Below are 20,493 nucleotides of genomic sequence, written 5' to 3' on the forward strand. Positions count from 1 at the left end.
TCTGTGGTGGCTATTTTGCAGGGGGCAGGGCAATCACGCGGCCAATGTAGGCGGGCGCGGACAAGTCGGTTTGCTCGGCGACAATGGCTTGCAGCGTGCTCAAGGTTTGCTCGCTGAACGGTGCGGACCGCGGCCCGGCGAGGTCGACGTGCAGCAGCATTTGTTCATTGCCCGCCAGCTCCTTGTCCCCGCCCACCAAGTGCAGGCTGTGGTAGAGGTGCAGACGTTTGCTGTCGTGACCGATGATCTGGGTATGCACTTCGACATCAGCATCGAGCTTCACTTCGTGCAGGTAGTTGAGGTGCAGTTCGAGGGTGAACAGCGAGTTGCCGGTGGCTTCACGGTTGTTGCTGTCCATGCCCAGCCGATCCATCAGTGCGTCGGTGGCGTAGCTGAAAATCAGCAGGTAAAAGGCATCGCGCAGATGGCCGTTGTAGTCGACCCAGTCGGGGATGATTCTGGTTTGGTAGGTGGTGAGGGTGGGCATGGTGGAACTCCACAGATAATTGCTGGTGTACACATTTGTGGCGAGGGAGCTTGCTCCCGCTGGACTGCGAAGCAGTCCCAAAACCGGTGGATGCGAGGTATTAGTCAAATCGCGTTTGCTGGTTTACGACCGCTTCGCGGCCGAGCGGGAGCAAGCTCCCTCGCCACAGGGTGTGTGTTTATTCGCTGAACGCCATTCCATGCTTCTCTTTGGTGGTCTTCACCGCTTCCAGCACTGCCAGCAAGCAATCGTCACGATAGCGCTCCAGCGCCGAGATGCTGTGCTTGCCCAACTGATCGCTGGTGCCATCCACTACATCATCGATCAGTTTGTCGGTCAGCTCCGGTGCCGGCAGGTACGTCCAGGGCAACTGCAACGCCGGCCCGAACTGCGCCATGAAGTGCCGCATACCCGCATCGCCGCCCGCCAGGGTGTAAGTCAGGAAAGTACCCATGAACGACCAGCGCAGGCCCGCGCCAAAGCGAATCGCATCGTCGATTTCACCGGTGGTTGCCACGCCGTCGTTGACCAGATGCAGCGCCTCACGCCACAACGCTTCGAGCAAACGGTCGGCGATAAAACCTGGCACTTCCTTGCGCACATGCAGCGGGCGCATCCCTAAGGACTCGTAAACTTTCATTGCCGCTTGCACCGCTTCTGGCGCGGTGTCTTTACCGCCGACCACTTCCACCAATGGCAACAGATAAACCGGGTTGAACGGGTGCCCGACCACGCAACGTTCCGGGTGGGTGGAACTCTCGTAGAACTCGCTCGGCAACAGCCCCGAAGTGCTGGAACCGATCAGTGCATTGGGCTTGGCCGCCGCGCTGATTTTGCTGTGCAGCTCCAGTTTCAGTTCCAGGCGCTCAGGGGCGCTTTCCTGAATGAAGTCCGCGTCGCGAACGCATTCTTCGATGGTGGCGACAAAGCGCAGCCGATCCTGCGATGCACCGGGTGCCAGGCCTTGCTTCTTCAGCGCGCCCCAGGCATTGGCGACGCGCTTGCGCAGGGCCGCTTCGGCACCGGGCGCCGGGTCCCAGGCAACCACGTCGAGGCCGTGGGCGAGGGCGCGGGACACCCAGCCGCTGCCGATGACGCCGCTACCCAGAGCGGCGAAGGTTTTGATATCAGTGATAAAGCTCATGGTCACTTCCTAAAGGTCTTGGAGAAGCCCGCTCCCACAGGGGAAGGTGCAGGTTCGGGTTAACCGCGTTTGGCCAGGCCCATTTTCTTGCGGCCTTCAGCCGGCGTCAGAACGCGGGCGCCGAGGCGGCTGAGGATCTCGCTGGCGCGTTCGACCAGTTGGCCGTTGGTTGCCAGTACGCCCTTGTCCAGCCACAGGTTGTCTTCCAGACCGACCCGCACGTTGCCGCCGAGCAGGACGGCTTGTGCGGCCATTGGCATCTGCATGCGACCGATACCGAAACCGGCCCAGACCGCATCGGCCGGCAGATTGTCGACCATGGCTTTCATGGTGGTGGTATCAGCCGGCGCGCCCCACGGGATGCCCAGGCACAGCTGGAACAGCGGGTTATCGAGCAGGCCTTCCTTGATCATCTGTTTGGCGAACCACAGATGACCGGTGTCGAAGATTTCCAGCTCGGCCTTCACGCCCAGCTCTTGAATACGTTTGGCGCCGGCACGCAGCTGCGCCGGGGTGGAGACGTAAATGGTGTCGCCGTCGCCGAAGTTCAGGGTGCCGCAATCGAGGGTGCAGATTTCCGGCAGCAGTTCTTCAACGTGGGCCAGACGGGTCAGCGGGCCGACCAGGTCGGTGTTCGGGCCGAACTCCATCGGGTTCTCGCCCGCGCCGATTTCCAGATCGCCGCCCATGCCGGCGGTGAGGTTGACGATGATGTCGACATCGGCCTCGCGGATGCGCTCCATCACTTCGCGGTACAGCGCCACGTCACGGCTGAACTTGCCGGTTTGCGGGTCGCGAACGTGGCAGTGGACCACAGTGGCGCCAGCCTTGGCGGCTTCCACGGCGGCCGCGGCGATTTGTTTCGGGGTGACCGGCACGTGTGGGCTTCTGGCGGTCGTGTCGCCAGCACCGGTGAGTGCGCAGGTGATGATGACGTCGTGGTTCATTGGGTGGTTCCTTGCAGGCGTGATTAGTCAGGTTCGCAGCCCTGTCGGGCTGCGAATCGGTGGTTCAATCAGGGTTATTTGCTGGTCAGCTTGAGGTTTTCAGCGGCCGGTTTGCCATCGAAAGTGGTCACGCCTTCGAGCCAGCGTTGCTTGTCTTGCGGGTGATCCTTAAGCCATTGTTTGGCCGATTCGAAGGCGTCTTTGTGATCGAGCAATGGCTGCATCATCCGGCTCTCGTCTTCGGCGGTGAACGTCAGGTTGCTCAGCAGGCGGCCGATGTTCGGGCATTGCTGTGCGTAGTTCGGCGAGGTGACGGTCCAGACGGTAGCCATGCCTTCGTTCGGGCCGAGGGCGTCGTCACTGCCGGTGAGGTAGGTCATCTGCACGTTGACGTTCATCGGGTGCGGTGCCCAGCCGAAGAACACCACGGCTTCCTTGCGGCGTACCGCACGATCCACCGCCGCGAGCATGCCAGCCTCGCTGGATTCCACCAGTTGGAACTTGCCCAGGCCAAACTGGTTTTTGCTGATCATTGCCTTGATCTGGGTGTTGGCGCCCGAGCCAGGCTCGATGCCGTAAATCTTGCCGCCCAGTTCTTTTTCAAACTTGGCGATGTCGGCGAAGGTTTTCAGGCCCTTGTCGGCGAGGTAAGTCGGTACTGCCAGGGTGGCGCGGGCATCCTTGAGGCTTGGCGCTTCCAGCACTTTGACCTGCTTGGCATCGACGAACGGGGTGATGGTCTGGGTCATCAGCGGGTTCCAGTAGCCCAGGAACAAATCCAGGCGCTGGTCACGAATGCCGGCGAAGACGATTTGCTGGGAGGCGCTGGTCTGTTTGGTGTTGTAGCCGAGGCCGTCGAGCAAGACCTGGGTCATGGCGCTAGTGGCGATCACGTCGGTCCAGTTCACCACGCCCATGCGCACGTTCTGGCACGACGCGGGTTCGGCCGCCATGACACTGGCGCTCAAGAAAGCGGTACCGCTGAGTGCAAGAACACAGCTGCTGATCAGTCGTTTCATGTCGGGGTTCCTCGGCAGGTCGTTATTGTGGGTTCCGGAGTCTGATGCTCCGGTGATGCCCAAGTTACGCAGCAAAGCCCCCGTGAAAACGCACTGCGGCGACCAGCTCTTGCACTGCAGCGACCTGAGCCCTTGAATGCCGCTTGCAAGTGGCGTATCAACGTCCACACGCTAACCGCCCTCTCGTTACCTGGCCTCTTTTTACCTGCTAAGCGAGTGCGCTCCATGTCCCAGGATTTCTACTTCTTGTTGATGCCGGGCTTTTCGGCGATCGGTTTTATCTCGGCCATCGAGCCGCTGCGGGTCGCCAATCGCTTTCGTGGCGAGTTGTACCGCTGGCATGTGTTGAGCGCCGATGGTGGGGCGGTTCTGGCCAGTAATGGCATGTCGGTCAACGCCGATGCGGCGCTGGAACCCCTGAAGAAAGGCGCAACCCTGTTGGTGGTCGCCGGTTTCGAACCGCTGAAGTTCACCACTCCGGCACTGGAGCATTGGTTGCGTCGTTTGGACATCGAAGGCGTGACCCTCGGCGCCATCGACACCGGCAGCTTCATCCTCGCTGAAGCCGGTCTGCTCGATGGCCATCGCCTGACGCTGCACTGGGAAGCCATCGACGCCTTCAAGGAGTCTTATCCACAGCTCAGCGTCACTCAGGAGCTGTTCGAGATCGACCGTCGGCGCATCACCTCTGCCGGCGGCACGGCCTCCATCGACCTGATGCTTGACCTCATCGGCCAGGCCCACGGCCCGGAACTGGCGATCCAGGTCAGCGAACAATTCGTCCTCGGGCGCATTCGCCCGCGCAAAGACCACCAGCGCATGGAAGTCGCCACGCGGTATGGCATCAGCAACAAGAAACTGGTGCAGGTGATCGGGGAGATGGAGCAACACAGCGAACCGCCGCTCAGTACGCTGGAGCTGGCGGAATCGATCAAGGTGACCCGACGTCAGCTCGAACGACTATTTCGGCTGCATCTGAACGACACGCCGAGCAATTTCTATCTGCGACTACGGCTGGAAAAGGCACAGCAGTTGCTGCGGCAGACCAATATGAGTGTGTTGGAAGTGAGCATCGCCTGCGGGTTTGAATCACCGTCGTATTTCACCCGCAGTTATCGGGCGAGATTCGAGCGCTGCCCACGTGAAGACCGGCGGCAAAGCCAAAAAGCCTGAAACCGACTCCCCCTGCAGGAGATGTGTTGTTTTTACTTCTCCATCAGTGCCGAGCAGGCCGCTTTGAAAGCCTCATGCTGATACTTGTTCAGCGTCTCCGGCAGTGCAAAATCGAACTTCTTGTTCTGCGCATTGATCGTCTGCGGCGACAGCAGCACCACCTCGCAATTTTCCAGCAACTGGAAAACCCCTTCGATCTTGAACGTGGTCGGCCCACCGGCGAACTCACCTTTCTTGCTGCGCTTCTTGATCGCGATCCGGTCGATTGAATTCTCACGAATAAACGACGCCACCTGAGCGGCAAAGACTTTAACGTTGGCGGCTTCGTCGTCATCGTCGAGGGCGATTTTCTTGGTGGCCAGCGCGACATGGGTCAGCCCCTGATCGTCGAGGGAGGCCACGGCGAGGATTGCTTCGCTGCCTTTGATTTCGATACCGCAGATTTTCATTTCGATCCCTTTTCCTGATGCTGGCATGCAGCTTACAGCTCTAGTTGATTGGCGGTGATGCCAAAAGCCGCGGCGATTTTCTCACGCGTGGCCTTGCGGGGCTTGGCAACCGTCTCCTGCTGGGCGAAGGCTGGTTGGGAGATGCCCATGCGCTTGGCAACTTCATCCTGCGTAAGGTTCAGGTGTTCGCGCCAGGCGCGAATAGGCGTCGCACCATCGACGATGCGACTGACCACTTCGTGTGGGATCAGATCGGGCTCGATCTTCTGCGCCACATACTGCGCGTAGGGAATGACCACGAACGCCGGTTTTCCCTCCGCGTCGTTGATGATTTGAATCTCAGTAGGTGCGTTCATCGCGTTTTGACCTCTTGAATACTGACCACTTTGATCGCGCCATCCCAGTCGAACATAACCCGATAACTACCGACTCGCAGTCGATAGGCGTAGTCATGACCGACCAGTGCTTTGACGTTGCCTACATCAGGCATGCCAGCTAGCGCCGTGATGGCCACGAACCTGGATCTGATGAACGGAATGCAATTTCAAGAGCTGCTTAACGGCCTTTCGAGTCCAGTGAATGCTGTTCATAGAAGAATATAAGTCTTTTATAAGATTTGCGAATCTTTGCTTATATTTTTCAGGTGACCAACAAATGAAATTTGTCAGCATGTTGCTCGAAAAAACTGCGTTAAGCCTTACTCGGCGGGGAGTTGTAGGCTTGCTCAGTGAGGCTTGTGGGAAAGGTCTTTATTAAGGGTAAAAGCTGGTAGGGCTACCAGCTTTCGACGGACGATTCAGGATTACTCCTGCCCAATCGACTCCAAAAACTCCGACCGCTCGTCACTCATCCGCGCCACGCAATCATTTTGCGCAATGTTGAAGGCTTTACTGCCGCTCGTCGCCGGGAACGCTTCCACTGCGCAATCGGCGTCACGGGTTTTCAGCCACTGCTGTTGCGCAGTTTTGATTTTTGCGGTGATGTCGGCCAGTTGCGCCTTGTTACTGCCGTAGCGCGTCTGCATGCGCTCGCTCAGGCTTTTGTAGTTTTCGCTCAGCAGCTGTTCGGCGGTGGTTCTGCTGTAGACCGAGCATTCCAGGGTCTGAACCTCGTTTTCGACTTTGTCGCAGGGGTTATCGTCGGCCTCTTCGGCTGCGTGTACTCCAGTCGCTATCAGTGCCAAAGCCAGGAAGATCGATTTCATTGCGTCGCCGCCCCTCAATTCAGTAATAAATCCAGTAATGCGGGGAATTCTGGCCCAAGCGGAGGGGCTTGAACAGGTGGGCAATCACGCCTGTCGACGACCCTTTGTCGCGGATTGACGCTTTCGGCAAACCCCCTGTCGTTTTTGCACCCGGCTACCCCGTCCCTCAGGCATATGCTGGCCCCAAAGCGCCGGCACACGATTCGGCGCATGAATCGCTAATAGGGGACAGCCTGATGAGCCCAGCCGAATTGCACGCCGACAGCATCGTTATCGACGGGCTGATTATTGCCAAGTGGAACCGCGAGCTGTTTGAAGACATGCGCAAAGGCGGTCTGACTGCAGCCAACTGCACCGTGTCGGTGTGGGAGGGCTTCCAGGCCACCGTCAACAACATCGCCGCCAGCCAGAAGCTGATCCGCGAGAACAGCGACCTGGTGATTCCGGTGCGCACCACCGCCGACATCCGTAAGGCCAAGGAGCAGGGCAAGACCGGCATCCTGTTCGGCTTCCAGAACGCTCACGCCTTCGAAGACCAGATCGGTTATGTCGAGGTCTTCAAGCAGCTGGGCGTCGGTATTGTGCAGATGTGCTACAACACCCAGAACCTGGTGGGCACTGGCTGCTACGAGCGCGATGGCGGCCTGTCGGGCTTCGGTCGTGAAATCGTTGCCGAGATGAACCGCGTCGGCGTCATGTGCGACCTGTCCCACGTCGGCTCGAAGACTTCCGAAGAAGTCATCCTCGAGTCGAAGAAACCGGTCTGCTACTCCCACTGCCTGCCGTCGGGTCTGAAAGTCCACCCGCGCAACAAATCCGATGAAGAGCTGAAGTTCATCGCCGATCACGGCGGTTTCGTCGGTGTGACCATGTTCGCGCCGTTCCTGGCCAAGGGCATCGATTCGACCATCGACGATTACGCCGAAGCGATCGAATACACCATGAACATCGTCGGCGAAGACGCCATCGGCATCGGCACCGACTTCACCCAGGGCCATGGCCAGGACTTCTTCGAATACCTGACCCATGACAAGGGCTACGCCCGCCGTCTGACCAGCTTCGGCAAGATCATCAACCCGCTGGGCATCCGCACCGTGGGCGAGTTCCCGAACCTGACCGAGACCCTGCTCAAGCGCGGTCACTCCGAGCGAGTGGTGCGCAAGATCATGGGCGAGAACTGGGTCAGCGTCCTGAAAGACGTCTGGGGCGAGTGAATAACTCTGGAGCCTACTCCGCTCGCCGATAGCTGCGTCAGGTCCTCGCGCCAAGCTCGCCGTACGTCCCGTACTGTCTCGCTTGTCGCTCCGGTCCTTCCTTGCTCTCGACGTGCTCGCTACGGCTCCAAAGTCATTCACACGGCTTGTTTATAAGAGCAAAGCAAAAGCTTTGCTAAGCACTAACCACGAATTTTCTGGAGTTAAGTTTCCATGGCCAAAATCGCCCCGCAATTGCCAATCGAAGTCGACAGCGAAACCGGTGTCTGGACTTCCGACGCCCTGCCAATGCTGTACGTACCGCGTCACTTCTTCGTCAACAACCACATGGGCATCGAGGAAGTGCTGGGCGCCGACGCCTACGCTGAAATCCTCTATAAGGCCGGCTACAAGTCCGCCTGGCACTGGTGCGAAAAAGAAGCCGAGTGCCACGGCCTGGAAGGCGTTGCGGTGTTCGAACACTACATGAAGCGCCTGTCGCAGCGCGGCTGGGGCCTGTTCAAGATCCAGGACATCGACCTCGACAAAGGCACCGCCAGCGTCAAGCTCGAACACTCCGCATTCGTCTACGTGTACGGCAAGGTCGGGCGCAAGGTCGACTACATGTTCACTGGCTGGTTCGCCGGCGCCATGGACCAGATTCTTCAGGCCCGTGGCAGCTCGATCCGCACCGTTGCAGAACAGGTTTACGGTGGCTCCGAAGAAGGCCACGACGACGGTTTGTTCACCGTCAAGCCGTTGTAAGTCGAGGAACCCGCCATGGCTTTCGAAGCAATGTTTCAACCGATTCAAATCGGCAAACTGACCATCCGCAACCGCGTGCTCAGCACCGCGCACGCCGAGGTCTACGCCACCGACGGCGGCATGACCACCGACCGGTACGTCAAGTATTACGAAGAGAAAGCCAAGGGCGGGATCGGCCTGGCGATTTGCGGCGGTTCCTCCAGCGTGGCCATCGACAGCCCGCAAGGCTGGTGGAAGTCGGTCAACCTGGCCGACGACCGGATCATTCCGCACTTCCAGAACCTGGCCGATGCCATGCACAAGCATGGCGCCAAGATCATGATCCAGATTACCCACATGGGCCGCCGCTCGCGCTGGGACGGCGAGCATTGGCCAACCCTGCTGTCGCCGTCGGGCATCCGCGAGCCGGTGCACCGCGCGACCTGCAAAACCATCGAGCCGGAAGAAATCTGGCGGGTGATCGGCAACTACGCCAGCGCCGCGGCGCGGGCCAAGGCCGGTGGCCTGGATGGCGTCGAGCTGTCTGCCGTGCACCAGCACATGATCGACCAGTTCTGGAGCCCGCGGGTCAACAAACGTACCGACGAATGGGGCGGCAGTTTCGAGAACCGCATGCGTTTCGGCCTGGAAGTGATCAAGGCTGTGCGCAAGGAAGTCGGTCCGGACTTCTGCGTCGGCATCCGTATCTGTGGTGACGAATTCCACCCTGATGGCCTGAGCCATGAGGACATGAAGCAGATCGCCAAGTACTACGACGACACCGGCATGATCGACTTCATTGGCGTCGTGGGTTCGGGTTGCGACACCCACAACACCCTGGCCAACGTTATTCCGAACATGAGTTATCCACCGGAGCCATTCCTGCATTTGGCAGCCGGTATCAAGGAAGTGGTGAAGGCCCCGGTACTGCATGCGCAGAACATCAAGGACCCGAACCAGGCGACCCGTATTCTGGAAGGCGGCTACGTCGACATGGTCGGCATGACCCGCGCTCACATCGCCGACCCGCACCTGATCGCCAAGATCAAGATGGGCCAGGTCGACCAGATCAAACAGTGCGTCGGCGCCAACTATTGCATCGACCGTCAGTACCAGGGCCTGGACGTCTTGTGCATCCAGAACGCCGCGACCTCCCGTGAATACATGGGCGTGCCGCACATCATCGAGAAATCGACCGGTGTGAAGCGCAAAGTCGTGGTGGTCGGTGCCGGTCCTGCCGGGATGGAAGCCGCTCGCGTGGCGGCCGAACGTGGCCACGACGTGACCCTGTTCGAGAAGAAAGAATTCATCGGCGGGCAGATCACCACCGCATCGAAAGCCCCGCAGCGGGACCAGATCGCTGGCATCACTCGCTGGTTCCAGCTGGAACTGGCGCGTTTGAAAGTCGATCTGCGCCTGGGCGTGGCGGCGGATGCAGCGACCATTCTCGACCTGCGTCCGGACGTGGTGGTACTCGCTGTCGGCGGCCATCCATTCCTGGAACAGAACGAACACTGGGGCGCGGCTGAAGGCCTGGTGGTCAGCAGCTGGGACGTGTTGGACGGCAAAGTCGCGCCGGGCAAGAACGTGCTGGTGTACGACACCATTTGCGAGTTCACGGGGATGTCGGTTGCCGACTTCCTTGCCGACAAGGGCAGCCAGGTCGAGATCGTCACCGACGACATCAAGCCGGGTGTGGCTATCGGCGGTACGTCGTTCCCGACTTACTACCGCAGCATGTACCCCAAAGAAGTGATCATGACCGGCGACATGATGCTGGAGAAGGTCTACCGCGAAGGCGACAAGCTGGTGGCGGTCCTGGAAAACGAATACACCGGCGCCAAAGAGGAGCGGGTGGTGGACCAGGTGGTCGTTGAAAACGGCGTGCGTCCGGACGAAGAAATCTACTACGCGCTGAAGGAAGGCTCGCGCAACAAAGGCCAGATGGACATCGAAGCTTTGTTCGCGATCAAGCCTCAGCCTTCGTTGAGCCAGGCAGGAGACGGCTACTTGCTGTTCCGCATCGGCGACTGCGTGGCCCAGCGCAACACCCACGCGGCGATCTATGACGCGCTGCGGTTGTGCAAGGATTTCTAACGGATTTACCACCATCACCTGTGGCGAGGGAGCTTGCTCCCGCTGGGCTGCGAAGCAGCCCCAAAACCTGCAGTCGAGGTGTATCAGGTGTACACCTGAGACTGTTTAGGGAGCAAGCTCCCTCGCCACAAGTAGGTGCGTCGCTCTCATCGGCACGCACATGACCCCGAGGTCTTTGGGAGCTCCACCATGTTGAACACCCTTCTTCCAATCCTGTTGTTCGCTGCCTTGGGCCTGGCTGTCCTGGGCGCGTTGCGGCGGGTGGCTATGTGGCGTCAGGGCCGGGCTTCGAAAGTCGACCTGATCGGCGGTCTGTTCGCCATGCCCAAACGCTACATGGTCGATCTGCACCACGTTGTCGCGCGGGACAAATACATTGCCAACACCCACGTCGCCACGGCCGGTGGTGCGGTGGCGTCCATTGTGCTGGCGATTCTGGTGCATGGTTTTGGCCTGCATAACCGCATCCTCGGTTATGCACTGCTGTTGATGACGGCCGTGATGTTCGTCGGCGCGATCTTTGTTTACCTGCGTCGTCGCAACCCGCCGGCCCGGTTGTCCAAAGGTCCGTGGATGCGCCTGCCGAAAAGCCTGCTGGCGTTCTCGGTGTCGTTCTTCCTGTTGACCCTGCCGGTGGCCGGCATCCTTCCGGAAAACTTCGGTGGCTGGGTATTGGCAACGATCCTCGGCGTCGGCGTGCTCTGGGGCGTGTCGGAACTGTTCTTCGGCATGACTTGGGGCGGGCCGATGAAACACGCCTTCGCCGGTGCCTTGCATCTGGCCTGGCACCGTCGCTCAGAACGTTTTGGCGGCGGTCGTTCCACCGGCTTGAAGCCGCTGGATCTGAACGACCCGACCGCGCCACTGGGCGTGGAAAAACCCAAGGATTTCACCTGGAACCAACTGCTGGGCTTCGATGCCTGCGTGCAGTGCGGTAAATGCGAAGCGGCGTGCCCGGCCTTCGCTGCGGGTCAGCCGCTGAACCCGAAAAAGCTGATTCAGGACATGGTCGTCGGCCTGGCCGGTGGCACCGATGCCAAATTCGCTGGCAGCCCTTATCCAGGCAAGGCCATTGGCGAACACAGTGGCAATCCGCATCAACCGATCGTCAACGGTCTGGTGGACGCTGAAACCCTGTGGTCGTGCACCACCTGCCGCGCCTGCGTCGAGGAATGCCCGATGATGATCGAGCACGTCGACGCCATCGTCGACATGCGTCGCCATCTGACCCTGGAAAAAGGCGCGACCCCGAACAAGGGCGCCGAAGTCCTGGAAAACCTGATCGCCACCGACAACCCGGGCGGTTTTGCGCCGGGCGGGCGGATGAACTGGGCGGCGGATTTGAACCTGAACCTGCTCAGCGAGAAGAAATCCACCGACGTGCTGTTCTGGGTCGGCGACGGTGCCTTCGACATGCGCAACCAGCGCACCTTGCGCGCCTTCGTCAAAGTGCTGAAAGCGGCCAAGGTCGACTTCGCGGTGCTGGGGCTTGAAGAGCGCGACAGCGGTGACGTGGCCCGGCGTCTGGGCGACGAAGCGACCTTCCAGCTGTTGGCCAAACGCAACATTCAGACCCTGGCCAAGTACAGCTTCAACCGCATCGTCACCTGTGACCCGCACAGTTTCCACGTGCTGAAAAACGAGTACGGCGCCTTCGACGGCAACTACCTCGTGCAGCACCACAGCACCTACATGGCAGAGATCATTGGCGAAGGCGCACTGAATCTCGGCCAGCACAAAGGCAGCAGCGTGACCTATCACGATCCGTGCTACCTCGGCCGCTACAACGGTGAGTACGAGGCTCCGCGCGAAGTGCTGCGCGCCCTGGGCATCGAGATCAAGGAAATGCAACGCTCCGGTTTCCGTTCGCGCTGCTGCGGCGGTGGTGGCGGTGCGCCGATCACCGACATTCCGGGCAAGCAACGGATCCCTGACATGCGTATGGAAGACATCCGCGAGACGGGCGCCGAACTGGTGGCCGTGGGTTGTCCACAGTGCACCGCGATGCTTGAAGGCGTGGTCGAACCACGGCCGTTGATCAAGGACATCGCCGAACTGGTGGCTGATGCGCTGCTCGAAGACGCCGCGCCGGGAAAGCCTTCGGCACCGGCCAAACGTGAACCTGCGGAGGTGCATTGATGAGCGACATTATCCGCCGCGACCCACGCGCTGAATGGATCGCCCGCAACCGCTTGCACCCGTTGCACACGGCCATGCAACCGGCGCAACACAGCTGGATGGGGCCTAACGGCATCATCCGCAAGAATCCCCACGGGATCGGTTTTATCGGTCCCAACGGCATCAAGCGGATCGACCGCAGCGGCGCTCAACAGGGCGGGGCGACTAAACGCTCGGCCGCGGTTGAAGTGCAATTGCCGCTGCATCAAGTGCCGCAACCGGTGTTCTACATCAGCGTGGTGCCGGACATGGTCGGTGGCCGCTTGAGCAGCCACGACCGTGACTTGCTCGGCCTGGCCCATCAGTTGGCCGGCAAGGACGGCGCGGTACTGGCTGTGGTCTTTGGCGAACACAAGGAAAACGCCTTCGCCACGGCAGGCGTTGACCGCTTGCTGGTACTGGAAGGCGACGAATTCAGCGGTTATGCACCGGAACAACGGGTCCAGGGCTTGCGGGCTGTGGATAACCAATTCAGCCCCCGTCACTGGTTGCTGCCGGACAGCCGCAGCGGTGGCGGCGAACTGGGTCGACGCTTTGCCGCGGCACTGGGCGAGCGCCCGGCCACGCGGGTCTGGCAGGTCAAGGATCAGGAATGCATCGGCCGCGCCGGTGCTGGTTTGCAGGACCTTGCACGTCCGGTGGCACGCTTGATCCTGGCGGCTGCCGAATGCGCCGAACCGGTCAGCGAAACCCGTCACGAAGCGTTGCCGGTGGAGTTATCCACAGCGGTCGCTCGCAGCCTGTCGCGGATCGAAGATCTGGGCGCAGTGGCGGTGGACCCGGCGGCGATTCCGATGGCCGAAGCCGAGTTCATCTTCTCTGGCGGCAACGGGGTCAAGGACTGGGGACTTTTCCACAGGACGGCCGAAGCGTTGGGCGCGACCGAAGGTGCATCGCGGGTGGCGGTGGACGATGGTTTCATGGCGCGCGACCGGCAGGTCGGAGCGTCCGGCACCTGGGTCACGGCACGGGTTTACGTGGCGGTGGGCATTTCCGGGGCGATCCAGCACCTGCAAGGCATCGGTGCCTGCGACAAGGTGGTGGCGATCAACCTCGATCCTGGCTGCGACATGATCAAACGGGCCGACCTGTCGGTGATCGGTGAGAGCGCCGAGATTCTTCAAGCCTTGATCGATGCGGTAGAGGCTTACCGCAACGACGCCAAGCGCGATGCGGCTTAAGGGAAGGAAAGGGTTATGAGCACGAAAATCATCAGCCTGGTGTCCATCGGCGCCCACCCGACCTCCGGCCGGCCGCGCCGCGCCGAGCAGGACGCGCGGGCGGTGGAGCTGGGTCTGCAACTGGCTGGGGATAACCTGCAAGTGCTGCATGCCGGCGACGTCGCGGAACCGGCGCTGCGCGCTTATCTGGGCATGGGCCTGGAACAATTGCATGTGCTGGAGCAACCGGAAGGCGCCGATGCGCTGCCAGCGCTGACCGCTTATCTGCGCGATGCGGGCGCTCAAGTGGTGCTGACCGGCAGCCAGGCGGAAACCGGCGAAGGCTCGGGCATGTTGCCGTTCCTGCTGGCCGAAAGCCTCGGCTGGCCGCTGGTGGTGGGTTTGGCCCAAGTCGAATCCATCGACGGCGGTTCGGCGCTGGTGCTGCAGGCCTTGCCTCGCGGTCAGCGTCGTCGCTTGAAAGTGCGCCTGCCGTTTCTGGCGACTGTGGATAACGCAGCGCCCAAGCCTCGGCAGAGCGCCTACGGTCCGGCGCGGCGCGGGGTGTTGCAGGCGGATGAAGTTGAAGTGATCGACGATGAACTGCTGGCAGTGGCCACGCTGCAACCGGCCAAGCCACGGCCCAAACGCTTGAAAGTGATCAAGGCCAAGAGCGGTGCAGACCGCATGAAGGCCGCGACGGCCAAGGCCAGTGGCGGAGGCGGGCAAGTGCTCAAGGGCGTGACCGCGCAGGCGGGCGCTGAAGCCATTCTCAAGTTGCTGATTGAAGAAGGCGTGGTCCGTCAGGGTTGAGCGACTGCAACAACCGGTCATAAAACCGCCTGCCTGACCGGTTGTGACGCATCAACCTGCACGCCAAAAAGGTCGCTCGTATTCTGTGGAGCCACATCAATGGAAGTTGAATTTCGTCCGGCATTGCGCACGGATGCGCGCGAAATCGCTCGTTTGTTCCAGATTTCATCAGAGGGCGCCTCGGATTACATCTGGAGCCAGCTGGCGGAGCCCGGGCAGGATCTGCTGGAAGTGGGGGCCACTCGTTACGCCCGTGAAGATGTTGATTTCTCCTATCAGAACTGCCTGGTCGCAGAGGTAGAGGGACAGGTCATCGGCATGATGCACAGCTATGTGATGCGTCACGATCCGCTGGCGGCTCCCGTGACCGACCCGATCCTGGCGCCTTACGCCGACATGGAAATCCCCGATACCCTTTATATTTCGAGCCTGGCCCTGCATGAGGGGTGGCGCAACAAGGGGCTGGGTGTGCGCTTCCTGGAGCACGCTCAACAGCGCGCCGATCAACTGGAACTCGAAGGTCTGAGCCTGATCGACTATGCGGCGAATACCGGGGCCCGACGTTTCTATGAGCGCCAGGGTTTCAGCATTGTCAAAACCTGCCAGGTCGTTCCTCATCCGATGATTCGGGTGACGGGTGATGCCTATCTCATGCATCGGCCTTAAGGGTTCCCCGTTTTTGATGGTGCACATATCCGTTGCTGCGGTAATGGCGGCTGGCGGTTTCGCTTTTACAGCGAGTCACTTTGAAAAGCCCAAAGTAACCAAAGGCTCTTGCCCCTTTCGTTCGGCCCTTCGCCTAGGCTCAGGGTGCCCTCGCTCCGGTCCTGCTCCGTGGGCCCGCCGCCATCGGCCATCCATGGCCGGGGGCGGCTAACCCGGCATCCATGCCGGGTTGCCCACTGCGCAGAACCTCCACTCAGCCTCTCGAGGGGGCGAATACCGCAAAAGCAAAAGCGAGGCGGCCTACCGGCCGGCCTGGTCGGACGGGTACGTATTCCCCCTGTAGGAGCTGCCGAAGGCTGCGATCTTTTGATCTTGCTTTTGATCTTGATCTGCACGCCCCTTTCCCAGAGGCCGAACGCAGGTATTGTGCAGGGGGCACCGCGGCAGGGATGCCGCGGTAGCCGCCCCCGGCCATGGATGGCCGATGGCGGCGGGCCCCCGGAGCAATGCCGGAGTGAGGGCATGCCGAGCCTAAGCGAGGCACCGAATGGCGGGGCAAAGCGCTTTGGTTACTTTCGCGCTTTTCGAAAGTGACCCGCCGTAAGGGCGGAACCCTAAGTGGCCGTTACCGCGGCAATGGATATGTACTCCCAACACCAGGCCCCGACAGTGAATCTCTGTTACCCACAATCCCTGTTAGTGCTTCTGTGGATAACATGTTCGCCCCTCGCTACACCCCATGCCAATCAAGCCCTACAGCCCTCCGTACAAAAAACAACCAACCTAAGCCACGGTTTTTTCGGGCTTTTTCCACAGAGTAACGTCGCTCACTGGCCGATACTTGCCCCCAATCTCTGTTGGCGCTTCTGTGGATAAGATGTTTGCTGTCCGCTACAAGCCATATATAACGTGGCTTTCAGTGGGTTGATCAAATAATGCTCAATTTGAGGTTTTCCCTCGCTGATCCTCGTGCAAACCCCGAATTCTGCGGGCTTTCAGGGGTTTTCCACAGAACCTGCAAAGTTTCCCCCAAAGTCTGTTGGCGCTTCTGTGGATAAGGTGTTTGCCATCATCTGCACGCCATATAAAACGTGGCTTGTAAGCTTTCGGTTAAAAAACAACCAGTGCCTGGCTAAAACCCTGCTTCTGGATAAGTCACGGTTTTTTTTCGGTTTTTGTGAAGAGAATTGACTGCTCTTCCACAGTTGTCCCCATTAGCTGTGGGTGGAGATGTGGATAACTTGTTCGCTGAACCCTGTAAGCCACGGTCTGTATAGGCTCGAACGCGATAGATCAGATTTCATACAGGTCTAAGGCACTTCCTTGACTTCGATCTGTCGCCTGTCTTCACTTTCACGGCATAAGGACAGCCGTCTCTTATCCACATCTGGTTCAGGGAGAACGCGTGATGGATAGCCAGCGATATCGCTCGCACCCAAGCCCCTGCATGACCTGTGTTCCAGCGCCCGCCTCCCTGCTGCATAAACGAATTCATCGTCGCGCCGCCAATCAGCGCGCTCGCCTATAGCGCCTGAACTTTTATCCATGCCCAAACGCAGCTGCCATTGAGGCCCGACCGTGCCCGGTGACCAGTGTTGGTTCATCCATTGATTGCGGCAACCGCAGAGCTGCCCTATCTGCCTGAGAGGAAATGACCCATGACACGGATTGCTACGCCCATCAGCGACATCAAGGAACATTACGACGTGATCGTCATCGGCTCCGGCTACGGCGGCGGAATCGCGGCGTCGCGCCTGTCCCGGGCCGGCAAGCGGGTGTGCCTGTTGGAGCGAGGCCGGGAAATCCAGCCGGGCGAATACCCCAATACGATGCTGGCGGCTACCGAAGAGCTGCAAGTCCATGACCCGGACGGGCACATCGGCTCGCGCACCGGGCTGTTCGACCTGCACGTCAATGCCCAGCAGAACGTGGTGGTCGGTTGTGGCCTGGGCGGCACGTCGCTGATCAATGCGAACGTCGCGCTGGAGCCGGAACCCGGTGTGTTCGACGACCCACGTTGGCCGTTGGCGATACGGGAGCACCGCGACACTTTGCTCAAGGACGGTTTCGCCCGGGCTCGTGAGATGCTCAAGCCCAATCCGTACCCGAACGCCGCACCAAACCTGCCCAAGCTCGACGCCAACAAAAAGTCCGCTGAGTACCTCAAGCAAGACGCGCACTTCTACAAGCCGCCGATCAACGTGACCTTCGACAAATTGCCGAACAACCTCAACCACGTTGGCGTCGAGCAGTTGCCATGCAACCACTGCGGCGACTGCGTTTCAGGCTGTAACAACAAGGCCAAGAACACCACGTTGATGAATTACCTGCCCGATGCCTGGAACCACGGCGCAGAGATTTTCTGCCAGGCCGAGGTGCGGCATCTGGAGCGCGACGGTGATGGCTGGATCGTGCACTTCCAATACCTGGACAGCGGCCGCGAGAAATTCTCCGCGCCGACGCTGTTCGTCAAGGCCGACATTGTTGTGGTATCGGCCGGCACCCTGGGTTCCACCGAAATCCTCCTGCGCTCGCGGGATAAAGGTTTGTCGACGTCCAGTCAGCTCGGCGAAAACATGAGCGGCAACGGCGACATCCTCGGTTTCGGCCACAACTGTGATGAAACGATCAACGGCATCGGTTTTGGTGCGCATCCGGCCAAGGAAATGAAGCCGGTCGGCCCTTGCATCACCTCGATCATCGACATGCGCACCGAAGGCGACTGGCGCAGCCGCATGGTCATCGAAGAAGGTTCGATTCCCGGTGCGCTCGGCCGGCCCATGGTGCCGAGCATGGCGGCGTTTGCCGGATTGATTGGCAAACCCACCGATGACAGTTTCACCGGCAAGCTCAAGTATGCCGAGCGTGAAACCGAGAGCTTCCTGCGTGGCCCGTATCACGGCGCCCTGCACAACATGCAGACCTACCTGATCATGAGCCACGACGACGGCAAGGGTCGTATGGTGCTCGACAGCAAGGATCAACTGCGCATCGACTGGCCAGGCGTCGGCGAGCAGGAAAACGTGAAGATTGGCAACGACCGGCTGCACCAGAGCACCAAGGCATTGGGCGGGATCTGGGTCGAGAACCCGATCTGGACCGAGTTGCTCAAACACAGCATCGTTTCCGTTCACCCGTTGGGCGGTTGCGTGATGGGCGAGGATGCGGTGCAGGGCGTGGTCAACCACAAGGGCCAGGTGTTCAGCGGCGCCAGTGGCACTGATGTCTATGCCGGGTTGTACGTGACCGACGGAGCGGTGATTCCGACCTCCCTGGCGGTCAATCCGCTGCTGACCATCTCCGCCGTCAGCGAGCGCAACATGGGCCTGCTGGCCGCCGATCGCGGTTGGCATATCGACTACACGTTGCCTTCGGCACCGCGCAAAGCGGTGGCGCCGCCGACCCTCGGCGTGCAGTTCACCGAAACCATGACGGGCTATTTCTCCAAGGACTTCACCCAGCCTCAGGGCACCGATCTCAAACGCTATGAAGCGGCGGCCAAACGTGGCGAGTCGGACAACTCGCCGATTGAGTTCACCCTGACCATCACCGCCAACGATCTCAATCGCATGATCAGGGAGCCGCAACACGCCGCGACGCTGGTTGGCACGTTGAATGCGCCGGGCCTGTCACCGGAGCCACTGACCGCCAGCAACGGCGTGTTCAACCTGTTCGAGGAATATCAGGAACAGGTTGGCGTGCGGCACATGAATTACGACATGAAACTGACCGCCGAGGACGGCAGCGATTACTACTTCAGCGCGTTCAAGACCGTGCCCGAAGACAACGGCGTGCTGAACGTCTGGCACGACACCAGCACCCTCTACGTGACGCTGTATCGCGGGCCGGACAAGACGGGCGAGGTGATCGGCTCGGGGGTGATGCACATCGAGCCGGCCGATTTCGCCAAGCAGATGACCACCATGAAGGTGCTCAACGCGCGCAACGAACGCGAGCGCATTGAAGGGCTGGCGCGGTTCGGCAAGTTCTTCGCCGGCATCTTGTGGGAAAGCTACGGCGGGGTGTTCGCCGGTGACATCTACTTCAACCCCGATGCGCCGCCCCGGCAGAAACGTCCGTTGGACGCGCCGACGCCGAGTGTGCAGTTCTTCCAGACCGAAGACAGCGTCCAGCTACGCCTGACCCGCTATCAGAGCGGCAGCAAAGGGCCAGTGATGTTGGTGCATGGCTTGGGTGTGGGCTCGAATATTTTCTCCACTGACACCATCCAGACCAACCTGCTGGAGTACTTGTGCAAGCACGAGTACGACGTCTGGCTGCTGGATTTCCGGGTCAGCATTCTGATACCGGCCAGCAAGCATGAATGGAACGGCGATCAGATCGCCCAGTACGACTTCAAGGCCGCCATCGAGCAGATCCAGCAGGCAACCAAGGCGCCGGACGTGCAGTGCGTGGTGCATTGCTACGGCGCGACGACCTTCTTCATGTCGCTGTTGGCCGGGTTGCAGGGCGTGCGTTCGGTGGTCTGTTCGCAGATTGCCGCGGACACGGTGGTCGCCACGGCAACGGGGCTCAAGGCCGGTCTGCACCTTCCGGGGATGCTCGACGCCATCGGCATCAAATCCCTCACCGCTTATGCCGACAACAAGGAGAGCTGGTTCAACAAACTCTACGACAAGGCCCTCAACATCTACGCCCGCATTGAGGCTCAGGGCTACTGCACCAACCCGGTGTGCCACCGCATCACCTTCATGTATGCGTCGCTGTACCGCCACGACACGCTCAACGAAACCTTGCACGACAACCTGCATGAGCTGTTCGGCGAGTCGAACATGCAGACCTTCGAGCATCTGGCGCTGATCCTGCGCAAAGGCCATCTGGTGGACTTCAAGGGCCAGGACGTCTACATGCCGCACTTCGATCGGCTGACCATGCCGATCTGCTTCATCAGCGGTGAAGACAACCAGTGCTATTTGCCCGAAAGCACGCTCAAGACCTATGAGCGCGTGTGCAAAGTCCATGGGCCGGAACGCTACAGCCGGCATGTGGTGCCGGGTTACGGGCATATCGACTGCATGTTCGGCAAAAATGCAGTGGTCGATGTGTACCCGATCATCCTGCAACACCTGGAGAAAACGGCTCTCGGTTGACACTGCTTACCTGTGGCCTGGGGCTTGTTGTGGCGAGGGGGCTTGCCCCCGTTGGGCCGCGAAGCGGTCCAAAATCGGCAAATGCGGTCATTCAGGAACACCGCGATT

At 60.2% G+C, this 20,493-nt stretch carries 16 protein-coding genes and 1 pseudogene; 9 read left to right on the plus strand and 8 right to left on the minus strand.

Features of this window, described 5'->3' with window-relative positions; all coding sequences use genetic code 11:
• Positions 1-10: 10 nt before the first annotated feature.
• From ACZ9BB_RS26275 to ACZ9BB_RS26290, 4 genes are all read right to left on the minus strand, one after another.
• Positions 11-487 (minus strand): thioesterase family protein, encoded by a 477-nt coding sequence (locus ACZ9BB_RS26275; protein ID WP_476217528.1) that lies wholly within the window; start codon positions 485-487, stop codon positions 11-13.
• A 178-nt stretch (positions 488-665) separates the two neighbouring features.
• Complete coding sequence (locus ACZ9BB_RS26280) at positions 666-1,631, minus strand: L-carnitine dehydrogenase (RefSeq protein WP_476217530.1); 966 nt, start codon at positions 1,629-1,631, stop codon at positions 666-668.
• A 59-nt stretch (positions 1,632-1,690) separates the two neighbouring features.
• Positions 1,691-2,578, minus strand: coding sequence for a 3-dehydrocarnitine:acetyl-CoA trimethylamine transferase CdhC (gene cdhC / locus ACZ9BB_RS26285; RefSeq protein WP_476217532.1), 888 nt, complete (start codon positions 2,576-2,578; stop codon positions 1,691-1,693).
• 74 nt (positions 2,579-2,652) lie between these two features.
• Entirely contained in the window at positions 2,653-3,597 is a 945-nt protein-coding gene (locus ACZ9BB_RS26290) for a choline ABC transporter substrate-binding protein (RefSeq protein ID WP_476217534.1), read from the minus strand.
• Positions 3,598-3,822: 225 nt separating this feature from the next.
• Here ACZ9BB_RS26290 and ACZ9BB_RS26295 point away from each other — a divergent pair, with 225 nt between their 5' ends.
• Positions 3,823-4,770, plus strand: a complete 948-nt coding sequence (locus ACZ9BB_RS26295) for a GlxA family transcriptional regulator (protein WP_476217536.1) — start codon at positions 3,823-3,825, stop codon at positions 4,768-4,770.
• Positions 4,771-4,802: 32 nt separating this feature from the next.
• Here the strand turns inward: ACZ9BB_RS26295 and ACZ9BB_RS26300 are convergent, their stop codons facing one another.
• The 4 genes and pseudogenes from ACZ9BB_RS26300 to ACZ9BB_RS26315 form a co-directional block, all read right to left on the minus strand.
• Positions 4,803-5,219 (minus strand): DUF3010 family protein, encoded by a 417-nt coding sequence (locus tag ACZ9BB_RS26300; RefSeq protein ID WP_476217538.1) that lies wholly within the window; start codon positions 5,217-5,219, stop codon positions 4,803-4,805.
• A 32-nt stretch (positions 5,220-5,251) separates the two neighbouring features.
• Positions 5,252-5,575 (minus strand): helix-turn-helix domain-containing protein, encoded by a 324-nt coding sequence (locus ACZ9BB_RS26305; protein ID WP_123719627.1) that lies wholly within the window; start codon positions 5,573-5,575, stop codon positions 5,252-5,254.
• Positions 5,559-5,809, minus strand: a pseudogene (locus ACZ9BB_RS26310) (type II toxin-antitoxin system RelE family toxin). The gene ACZ9BB_RS26305 and the pseudogene ACZ9BB_RS26310 overlap by 17 nt, the downstream one beginning before the upstream one ends.
• A gap of 212 nt (positions 5,810-6,021) precedes the next feature.
• Positions 6,022-6,423, minus strand: coding sequence for a lysozyme inhibitor LprI family protein (locus ACZ9BB_RS26315; RefSeq protein WP_476217540.1), 402 nt, complete (start codon positions 6,421-6,423; stop codon positions 6,022-6,024).
• A gap of 236 nt (positions 6,424-6,659) precedes the next feature.
• On the opposite strand from ACZ9BB_RS26315, the gene ACZ9BB_RS26320 reads away from it, so the two are divergent.
• The 8 genes from ACZ9BB_RS26320 to ACZ9BB_RS26355 all read left to right on the plus strand — a co-directional run bounded on the left by ACZ9BB_RS26320 (position 6,660) and on the right by ACZ9BB_RS26355 (position 20,385).
• Positions 6,660-7,637 (plus strand): dipeptidase, encoded by a 978-nt coding sequence (locus ACZ9BB_RS26320; protein ID WP_150658443.1) that lies wholly within the window; start codon positions 6,660-6,662, stop codon positions 7,635-7,637.
• Positions 7,638-7,850: 213 nt separating this feature from the next.
• Positions 7,851-8,381: a DUF5943 domain-containing protein gene (locus tag ACZ9BB_RS26325; RefSeq protein WP_007907543.1), complete on the plus strand. Its 531-nt coding sequence runs from the start codon at positions 7,851-7,853 to the stop codon at positions 8,379-8,381.
• Between the two features lie 15 nt (positions 8,382-8,396).
• Positions 8,397-10,457 carry a dimethylglycine demethylation protein DgcA gene (dgcA, locus tag ACZ9BB_RS26330; RefSeq protein ID WP_476217543.1) on the plus strand — a complete coding sequence of 687 codons (2,061 nt, stop codon included), beginning with the start codon at positions 8,397-8,399 and terminating at the stop codon, positions 10,455-10,457.
• A 189-nt stretch (positions 10,458-10,646) separates the two neighbouring features.
• On the plus strand, positions 10,647-12,596 hold the full coding sequence (dgcB, locus tag ACZ9BB_RS26335) for a dimethylglycine demethylation protein DgcB (protein WP_476217545.1): 1,950 nt from the start codon (positions 10,647-10,649) through the stop codon (positions 12,594-12,596).
• Positions 12,596-13,816 (plus strand): electron transfer flavoprotein subunit alpha, encoded by a 1,221-nt coding sequence (gene etfA / locus ACZ9BB_RS26340; RefSeq protein ID WP_476217546.1) that lies wholly within the window; start codon positions 12,596-12,598, stop codon positions 13,814-13,816. Before dgcB ends, etfA begins: the two co-directional genes overlap by 1 nt.
• 15 nt (positions 13,817-13,831) lie before the next feature.
• Positions 13,832-14,608, plus strand: a complete 777-nt coding sequence (gene etfB / locus ACZ9BB_RS26345) for an electron transfer flavoprotein subunit beta (RefSeq protein WP_237884707.1) — start codon at positions 13,832-13,834, stop codon at positions 14,606-14,608.
• Between the two features lie 99 nt (positions 14,609-14,707).
• Positions 14,708-15,274, plus strand: a complete 567-nt coding sequence (locus tag ACZ9BB_RS26350; RefSeq protein ID WP_476217549.1) for an N-acetyltransferase family protein — start codon at positions 14,708-14,710, stop codon at positions 15,272-15,274.
• A gap of 1,658 nt (positions 15,275-16,932) precedes the next feature.
• Positions 16,933-20,385 (plus strand): alpha/beta fold hydrolase, encoded by a 3,453-nt coding sequence (locus ACZ9BB_RS26355; RefSeq protein WP_476217550.1) that lies wholly within the window; start codon positions 16,933-16,935, stop codon positions 20,383-20,385.
• Positions 20,386-20,493: the final 108 nt, after the last annotated feature.

The sequence above is a fragment of the Pseudomonas sp. TE3552 genome (genome assembly GCF_056278945.1).